This window comes from Rathayibacter sp. AY1B5 (assembly GCF_002932795.1).
In the GTDB taxonomy this organism is placed as follows: domain Bacteria; phylum Actinomycetota; class Actinomycetes; order Actinomycetales; family Microbacteriaceae; genus Rathayibacter.
Window position 1 is genome coordinate 42,481 of record NZ_PSWM01000031.1, and the last position, 8,072, is coordinate 50,552.

The following is an 8,072-nucleotide window of genomic DNA, read 5'->3' on the forward strand; positions in this document are numbered from 1 at the left end:
GGCCTCTCAGGCGGGGTCGCGCTCGTCGAGCGCCGTGTACTCGGATCGGGTGAGCGGGAGGACCGCTCCGTGCTTGGTGTCCTCGGGCAGGTCGAACTCCTCCGCGAGCTCCCAGCGGCCCGAGGCCGGGTCGGTGCTCGTGTACGCGCGGTAGCCGTAGGGGCGGACGGCGTACTGGTCGACCCAGAGCGACCAGCGCTCCTCGCGGTGGTGCCGGAAGACCAGCGGCCCCTCGACGCTCGGGCCGAGCTCCTGCCCGATCCCCCGGGCGACGGTGGCGAAGTCGTCCGCGAGGAGGGAGGAGCCGACCTGCTGGAACACCTGCATCGTGTCGGGGGCGTCGTCGTGCTGCTTGGCGAAGCGGTGGACGGCCGTGCCCTCGATCAGCAGCGTCATGTCGATCACTCCGCCGGGCAGCCGCAGGTAGGTCTCGGGCTCGGTGAACGTGCGGAAGTCGCGCGTGCGGGCGAGCAGGATGCGGCTGTCGCCCGTCTCGCCGGTGGTGGGATCGCCGTCCTCGGCCAGGCCGGAGGACCAGTGCACGAGGAAGTCGCCCGAGACCGGGTCGTAGACCGACTCCGGCGCCCAGGCCATGCCCGCGCCCTCGGGTGCCACGGTGACGGCGCGCGGCTCGGACCACTCCAGGAGGTCCGAGGAGTCCCAGACCACGAGGTCGCGGCTGCCCCGGTGCCGGTAGAGGTCCCAGTCCGGGCCCTCGGGCCGCCACACGCGGAGATCGGTGGCGACGAGATGGAAGCCCCGCGGCCCGCGGACGATGTGGGGATCCCGGACGCCGCCCGTGCCGCCGGTCCACTCCAGCACCGGCCCGAGCGCACGCCAGCGCAGCGGATCGTCGCCCCGGCTGAGCGAGAGGAAGATCTTCTCGCTGTGGCCGATCCGGTCCTCCACGAAGTGGACCAGCAGGTAGCCGTACCCGTCGCTCATGAGAGAACGATCTCACACGCCCGGCGGGCGCTCCACCTCAGACCACGTCGGCGAGGTACCCCGGGTCGGCAGCCGGGTGCCGGGCGACCTGCGCCCACGCCGTCGCGAGCGCCTCCACGGCCCGGTCGGTCGCCTCGGGCGAGTAGCCGATCGGGATGCGGAGGAAGCGCTCGAAGGCGCCGTCGATCCCGAAGCGCGGGCCCGCGGTGATCAGCAGCCCCGCCGTCCGGGCGGCGAGCGCCAGCTGCGAGCTCGCCGGCCGGCCCAGGCCCACCCAGGTGGAGAGGCCGCCCGAGACCCGCGGCACGCTCCACTCCGGGATCGCGCGCGCCAGGGCCGCCTCGAGGTGGTCGCGGCCCGCGCGCAGCTGCGAGCGCCGCAGCTCCAGCACGCCGTCCATCCGGTCGAGCATGTCCGCGACCAGGAGCTGCTCCAGGATCGGCGTGCCGAGGTCGCTCGCCGAGCGCGCCAGTGCCAGCTTGCGGATCACCGCCCGCTCGGCGCGGATCCAGCCGATCCGGATGCCGCCCCACAGCGTCTTGCCGACGGAGCCGATCGAGAGCACCGTCCCCTCGGGTCCGTAGGCGGCGAACGGCAGCGGGCTCATCCGCCGGTCGATGTCGAGCTCGGCCGTCGTCTCGTCGGCGATGATCAGCGTGCCCTGCCGGGCAGCGGCGCTGATCGCCCGCTCCCGCAGCTCGGGGGCCATGGAGCGGCCGGTCGGGTTGTGGAAGTCGGGCATCAGGTAGGCCAGGCTCGGGCTCGTCCCGCGCAGCGCGGCGATCAGGCCCTCCCCGTCCCAGCCGTCCGCTCCGTCGACGTTCACCGGCACGAGCCGCGCGCCGGCCAGCCGGAGGGCCTCGTAGGCGTGCGGGTAGGTCGGGGCCTCGATCAGCGCCCGGTCGCCCCGCGCGAGCAGGGTGCGGGCCACGAGCGCGATCGCGTGCTGCGCGCCGATGGTCACCATGATCTGGCCGGGCTCGGTGCGCAGGCCCCGCACGGTGTAGCGCTCGGCGATCGCGCGGCGCAGCACCGGCAGGCCGACCGTGTCGTAGGAGCCGGAGTCGAAGTGCTCGGGCGCCGCCTGCGCCGCGCGAGTGTACGCCTCCGCCAGCTCGGGGACGGCGGGCAGGGCCGCCTTGGTGAAGTCGAGGAAGTCCGGCGCGAGCGAGGGCACCGCGTGCACGGCCGCTCCGGGCAGACGGGTGACGCTGCCGGAGCCGCGCACGCTGACGAGGTAGCCGCTGTCGCGCAGCTCGCGGTAGGCGGCGGCCACGGTCGTACGGCTGACGCCGAGGCGGGCCGAGAGCTCGCGCTCGGCGGGCAGGCGGCTGCCCGCGGGGATGCGGCCGTCGATCCCGAGGAGGCGGATCCGGTCGGCCAGCGCGAGGTAGGCGGGACGGGTGCCGCGCTGCTCGCGCCAGTCGCCGAGGAGGGTCTGCAGGGCGCGCGCGCCGAAGTGGACATCAGCCATGCGTCCAAGGTAGCCGGATTGGACCGCGCGAAGAAGGCCAATGTCGCGCTGTGATGTGTCCATGACGATCACCGCTCCTGCCCCGGCCGCCGCTCCCCCGGCGAGCCAGTGGCGCCTCCGACCCGTGCCGCGCCTGCTGGTCGGCCTCGTTCTCTACGGTTTCGCCGACGCGATGATGATCCGCGCGGCGATCGGGGTCGACCCGTGGACCGTCTTCGCCCAGGGGGTCGCGCACCAGACCGGCCTCGGGATCGGACTGCTCACGAACGTGATCGGCCTGCTCGTCCTGCTGCTGTGGATCCCCCTCCGGCAGCGGCCCGGCCTCGGCACCGTGCTGAACGTGCTCGTGGTCGGCACGATGATCGACGTCGGGCTGCGCGTGCTGGCGACGCCGGAGGAGTGGTGGGCGCGCGGCCTGCTCTTCGCCGGCGGTCTGGTGCTGCTGGCGGTCGCGAGCGGGATCTACATCGGCGCGCACCTCGGTCCGGGACCGCGCGACGGCCTGATGCTGGGCCTGCACACCCGCACGGGGCTGCCGATCTGGGTGGCGCGCTCCGGCGTCGAGCTCACGGTCCTGCTCATCGGCTGGGCCCTCGGCGGCGACGCCGGCCTCGGCACCCTCCTCTTCGCGGTGCTGATCGGGCCGCTCTGCTCGGTGACCCTGCCTCTGCTCGGGGTGCGGAGGCACTGACCCGCGCACGTCGAAGGCCCCGCCTCCCGGACCGGTTCCGGGGGGCGGGGCCTTCGCGATCGGATCGGCTAGCGCTTGGCCGCGATCTCCGCGCGCATCCGCGACGCCTCGTCCGAGTCCTGGATCGAGGCGATCCCCTCGGTGATCGAGGTGCCCGAGGCGGGGGCGTCGTGCTCGTCCGCTCCGAGCGTGGTCTCGTCGAAGGGCGAGCGTCCGCCGAGGACCTCGCGGACCTGCACCATGTCGATCTGCTTGGTCCAGGTGCCCACGAGCAGGGTGGCGACCGCGTTGCCGGTGAAGTTGGTGACCGCGCGGGCCTCGGACATGAAGCGGTCGATGCCGACGATCACGCCGACGCCGTTGACCAGGTCGGGGCGGAAGGACTGCAGGCCACCGGCCAGCGTGGCCAGGCCCGCTCCGGTGACGCCCGCGGCGCCCTTCGAGGCGATCATCATGAAGAGGAGGAGGCCGATCTGCTCCGGGACGGACATCGGCGCGCCGGTGGCCGAGGCGATGAACAGCGACGCCATCGTGAGGTAGATCGCCGTGCCGTCGAGGTTGAAGGAGTAGCCGGTGGGCACCGTGATGCCGACGACGGGCTTGGAGACGCCCAGGTGCTCCATCTTCGCGATCAGGCGGGGCAGCGCCGCCTCCGAGGAGGAGGTGCCGACGATGAGCAGGTACTCGCGGGCCAGGTACTTCATCAGCGAGAAGATGCTGACGCCGGTCACGAGTCGCAGCAGCAGTCCGAGGACGACGATCACGAAGATCGCGCAGGTGATGTAGAAGCCGATCATCAGGGTGGCGAGAGCGACGACGGCGCCCCAGCCGGTCTTGCCGACGACCGCGGCGATGGCGCCGAACGCGCCGATCGGGGCGACCCAGAGCACCATCGAGAGGATGCGGAAGACCAGGACCTGGAGCTGCTTGATCGCTCCGAGGATCGGCTGGCCCTTGGCGCCCATCTTCTGCAGCGCGAAGCCGACGAGCAGGGCGACGAAGAGGGTCTGCAGGATGCTGCCGTCCACGAGCGAGGAGAACAGCGAGACGGGGATGATCCCGAGGACGAAGTCGCTGGTGCTCTCGGCCTTGAGGTCGCTGGTGTCGTAGGTGGCGCTCGAGATGTCGAGGCCCTCGCCCGGGTGGAGGATGTTGCCGACGACGAGGCCGATCGCCAGGGCGAAGGTCGACATCACGATGAAGTAGCCCAGCGCGAGTCCGCCGACCTTGCCGACCGTGGCGGCCTTCGCGATGGAGCCGATGCCGATGACGATGGTGCAGAAGATGATCGGCGCGATCATCATCTTGATCAGTCCGACGAAGGCCTTGCCGACGGGCTCCAGCGTCGCCGCGAAGGCGGGAGCGACGAGTCCGACCACGACGCCGGCGACCACCGCGATGATGACGGCGATGTAGAGCCAGTGGTTCCGGTCGATGCGCCGCCGGGTCTTCGGAGGGGTGACCGCGGGGATCAGCCGGTCGGACGGCGTCTGAGGCGTCTTCGCCATGGGGGTGTCCTTCTCTTCGTCGAGGTGAGGGGGTAGGACGATGGTGGCCCCGCCTCCGGAGCCCGGCACGGTTGCGTTCATACTGTTCACGGCGGGGCGCCCCGAGCGCTCGCCCACGAGGGAGTGGCATGGTCAGGACGCCGAGCGCACGCGGACCGCGCGGCAGCATCGCCGCGCGCCTGTTCGCCGTGCAGCTGCTCAGCATCCTGCTGATCACCGTGGCGGCCGTCGCGGTGCTGGCCCTCGACGCGCGGAGCCGGGCGGGCGACGAGGCGGCCCAGCGGAGCCTCGTCGTGGCGCGGACGGTGGCCGACAACCCCTTCGTCCTCGAGTCGGCGGCCGGCGCGGATCCCTCGGCGAGCCTGCAGCCGTACGCCGAGGAGGTCATGCGGGACACCGCCGTCGACTTCCTCACGATCATGGCTCCCGACCGCACCCGGTACACCCACCGCGACCGCGACCAGATCGGCCTGCCGTTCCAGGGCACGATCGAGCCGGCGCTGGAGGGGCGGACCTTCACCGAGACGTACACCGGCACGCTCGGTCCCTCCGTCCGCGCCGTCGCGCCGATCGAGGACGCCGACGGCGCGGTCGTCGCGCTCGTGTCGGCGGGCGTGACGCTCTCGGCCGTGGACGCCTCCTTCGCCGCCCGCGTGCAGGTCGTCGCCTGGGGCGCGGGCGGGGCGGTCGCGCTCGGCGCGCTCGGCTCGTGGCTCCTCGCCCGCTACCTGCGGCGAGTCACCGGCGGACGGGGCCCCGAGCAGATGAGCCAGGTCTTCGCCTACTACGAGTCGGTCCTGCACTCGGTGCGGGAGGGGCTGCTGCTGGTCGACGACCGCGGTCGGCTGGTGCTCGCCAACGACCACGCGCTGGAGCTGCTCGGGCTCGAGGACGTGCGGACGCCGGTGCCGGTCGCGGAGCTCGACCTCCCCGGCGCCCTGCGCGAGCTGCTGCAGGACGACGAGCCCGTCTCGGACCGCCTGGTCGTGGCCCGCGAGCGGATCCTCGTGGTCAACGAGCGGCCCGCCGCCTCCCCCGGCGCCCGCCCCCTGGGCACGGTCGTCACGCTCCGCGACCGCACCGAGCTGCAGCGGGTGAGCGGCGAGCTGGAGTCGCTGCGCACCCTCTCGGACGCGCTGCGCTCGCAGACCCACGAGTTCTCGAACCGCCTGCACACCATCGCGTCGCTGATCGAGCTCGGCCGGCCCGACGAGGCGCTCGCGTTCGCCGCCGGGGAGCTGAACCTCAGCCAGCGCCTGGCCGACCGCGTCCTCGGCTCCGTGCAGGAGCCGGTGATCGCCGCTCTGCTGCTGGGCAAGGCCGCGCAGGCCCGCGAGCGCGGAGTGGAGCTGCACTTCGAGACGCACCTCGAGCCCGGCACGCAGGGCCTGGAGCCCGGTGACCTGGTGACGGTGCTGGGCAACCTGATCGACAACGCCCTCGACGCGGCCGCCTCCTCCGCTCCGGAGCGCGAGCCGTGGGTGGAGGTCTACCTCGGCCTCGCGGAGGGCGAGCTGGTGGTGCAGGTGTCGGACAGCGGCCCCGGAGTCGCCGGCGCCGCCGACGTGTTCGCGCGCGGCTACTCGACGAAGGAGTCGGACGGCTTCGGCCGCGGCATCGGCCTGGCGCTGGTGCAGCAGGTGGTGGAACGGCTCGGCGGCACGATCGAGGTCTCGCGCCACGTCGGTGCGGTGTTCACGGTGCAGCTGCCGCTGCCCGCGCGGGTGGCGTCGTGATCCGGGTGCTCGTCGTCGAGGACGAGCCGCTGACGGCGAGCGCCCATGCCGACTACGTCCGGCGGGTCGACGGCTTCGAGGTGGCCGCGGTCGCCGGCAGCGGGGCGGAGGCGATCCGGGCGCTGCGCACGGACCCGGGCATCGCGCTGATCCTGCTCGACATGAACCTGCCGGACATGGGCGGCCTCGACCTCTGCCGGGCCGTCCGGGCGGCGGGCCTGGACGTCGACGTCATCGCGATCACCGCGGTCCGCGACGCCGCGAACGTGCGCGCCTCCGTCGCCGCCGGGATCGTGCAGTACCTGATCAAGCCGTTCGTCTTCAGCGCGTTCGCCGCCAAGCTCGCCAGCTACCGGTCGTACCGCGAGCGGATGCACGGCGCCGACGTCGCCAGCCAGCACGAGGTGGACGGGGCCTTCGCGGCGCTGCGCACCTCCAACGCGCCGGGTCTGGCCAAGGGGCTCTCGGCTCGGACCCTCGAGGCCGTCACCGCGCTGCTGGGCCCGGTCGGCCTCTCTGCGGCCGAGCTCGCCACCCGCCTCGACATCTCGCGGGTGACGGCCCGCCGCTACCTCGAGCACCTCGCCGACTCCGGAGTCGCGGACCGCGCGCCCCGCTACGGCTCCCCCGGCCGCCCGGAACTGGAGTACCGCCGCCGCTGAGCGCGCGTCAGGCGGCCCGCAGCGCGTCGGCGATCTCCTCCTCGATCAGGTCGTAGTTGATCGCCGCGCCCACGCGCAGGCCGTCGGCGGACGAGGCGACGACCTGCGCCATCGGCTCGACCAGAGAGCCCGCGGCGAAGACCCCGGCGACGCCGGTCCGGCCCATCGGATCGACGGCGAGGTGCCGCGCGACGCCCGACGGGTGGTCGGCGAGCTCGAGGCCGAGCCCCTCGGGGAGCCGCGCCTCGACCCGCGGGCCGACGACGAGCGCGTCGAGCTCGTGCCGTCGACCGTCGATCACGACGCCGACCAGGCGGTCGTCCTCGACGAGGACCCTCTCGACGCGGCCCGGCACGAGCGCGATCCCGCGGGCGGCCAGCGCCGCCGCCTCGTCGCCGGCGGGCGCGGGTGCGCCGTGGAGCAGGATCGACGTCCGGTCGCTGAGCTGCCGGAACATCTGCGCCTGGTGCCCGGCGAACGAGCTGCCGAGCACGCCGATCCGCCGGCCGCGCACCTCGAAGCCGTGGCAGTAGGGGCAGTGCAGGACGTCCCGTCCCCAGCGGGCGTGGAGCCCGGGGATCTCCGGCAGCAGGTCGCGGACGCCGGTCGCGAGCAGGAGGCGGCGGGCGCGGAGGACCGTGCCGTCGGCGAGGGTCGCGGTCACCCCCTCGGGTCCTGCGGAGGCATGGACGGCCTCGCCCGCGACGACCCGGGCCCCGTAGCCCTCGGCCTCGGCGCGCGCCAGGCGCACCAGCTCCGTCGGAGGGACGCCGTCGCGGGTCAGCACGTTGTGGGCGCCGGGCGAGGGGGCGTTGCGCGGAGGTCCGCCGTCGACGACGAGGACGTCGCGGAGACTGCGGCCGAGGGCGGTGGCGGCGGCGAGGCCGGCGAAGGAGGCGCCGAGGATCAGGACGTCGGCGGGGGCGGGGACGGTCGGGCCGGTGGGGGCGTCGGTGGAGGTCATGGGACGATGCTCCGCCGCCCCGGGGTGCGCCGCGAGGATCCGTGCCGTTCCGGCATGCGGCGCGACCACCCGTGCCAGGATGGCCGCGTGCC

General features: G+C 73.7%; 7 protein-coding genes. 3 read left to right on the top strand and 4 right to left on the bottom strand.

The annotated features are described in order from the left end of the window. Positions 1 to 6: 6 nt before the first annotated feature. Both C5D44_RS15880 and C5D44_RS15885 read right to left on the bottom strand, forming a co-directional pair. Positions 7 to 945 carry a glycoside hydrolase family 43 protein gene (locus C5D44_RS15880; RefSeq protein WP_104276842.1) on the bottom strand — a complete coding sequence of 313 codons (939 nt, stop codon included), beginning with the start codon at positions 943 to 945 and terminating at the stop codon, positions 7 to 9. A 37-nt stretch (positions 946 to 982) separates the two neighbouring features. Beyond that, positions 983 to 2,419 (bottom strand): PLP-dependent aminotransferase family protein, encoded by a 1,437-nt coding sequence (locus tag C5D44_RS15885; RefSeq protein WP_104282227.1) that lies wholly within the window; start codon positions 2,417 to 2,419, stop codon positions 983 to 985. Between the two features lie 61 nt (positions 2,420 to 2,480). Between C5D44_RS15885 and C5D44_RS15890 the strand changes: the two genes are divergently transcribed. Then, entirely contained in the window at positions 2,481 to 3,110 is a 630-nt protein-coding gene (locus tag C5D44_RS15890) for a YitT family protein (RefSeq protein WP_374954082.1), read from the top strand. 68 nt (positions 3,111 to 3,178) lie between these two features. Here the strand turns inward: C5D44_RS15890 and C5D44_RS15895 are convergent, their stop codons facing one another. Next, complete coding sequence (locus C5D44_RS15895; protein WP_104276840.1) at positions 3,179 to 4,618, bottom strand: cation:dicarboxylate symporter family transporter; 1,440 nt, start codon at positions 4,616 to 4,618, stop codon at positions 3,179 to 3,181. 128 nt (positions 4,619 to 4,746) lie between these two features. On the opposite strand from C5D44_RS15895, the gene C5D44_RS15900 reads away from it, so the two are divergent. Both C5D44_RS15900 and C5D44_RS15905 read left to right on the top strand, forming a co-directional pair. Then, a complete protein-coding gene (locus C5D44_RS15900; RefSeq protein WP_104282228.1) occupies positions 4,747 to 6,354 on the top strand; it encodes a sensor histidine kinase in 1,608 nt (535 codons plus the stop codon). Then, positions 6,351 to 7,016, top strand: a complete 666-nt coding sequence (locus C5D44_RS15905) for a response regulator (protein ID WP_104282229.1) — start codon at positions 6,351 to 6,353, stop codon at positions 7,014 to 7,016. Before C5D44_RS15900 ends, C5D44_RS15905 begins: the two co-directional genes overlap by 4 nt. A gap of 7 nt (positions 7,017 to 7,023) precedes the next feature. Here C5D44_RS15905 and C5D44_RS15910 read toward each other — a convergent pair whose 3' ends face one another. After that, positions 7,024 to 7,980: an NAD(P)/FAD-dependent oxidoreductase gene (locus tag C5D44_RS15910; protein WP_104282230.1), complete on the bottom strand. Its 957-nt coding sequence runs from the start codon at positions 7,978 to 7,980 to the stop codon at positions 7,024 to 7,026. Between the last annotated feature and the right edge of the window lie 92 nt (positions 7,981 to 8,072).

What these genes read in the sequence shown, in the direction of transcription:
- C5D44_RS15895 (WP_104276840.1), bottom strand. Translation starts at nt 4,618, where the DNA reads ATGGCGAAGACGCCTCAGACGCCGTCCGACCGGCTGATCCCCGCGGTC.
- C5D44_RS15880 (WP_104276842.1), bottom strand. Translation starts at nt 945, where the DNA reads ATGAGCGACGGGTACGGCTACCTGCTGGTCCACTTCGTGGAGGACCGG.
- C5D44_RS15890 (WP_374954082.1), top strand. Translation starts at nt 2,481, where the DNA reads ATGACGATCACCGCTCCTGCCCCGGCCGCCGCTCCCCCGGCGAGCCAG.
- C5D44_RS15900 (WP_104282228.1), top strand. Translation starts at nt 4,747, where the DNA reads ATGGTCAGGACGCCGAGCGCACGCGGACCGCGCGGCAGCATCGCCGCG.
- C5D44_RS15885 (WP_104282227.1), bottom strand. Translation starts at nt 2,419, where the DNA reads ATGGCTGATGTCCACTTCGGCGCGCGCGCCCTGCAGACCCTCCTCGGC.
- C5D44_RS15910 (WP_104282230.1), bottom strand. Translation starts at nt 7,980, where the DNA reads ATGACCTCCACCGACGCCCCCACCGGCCCGACCGTCCCCGCCCCCGCC.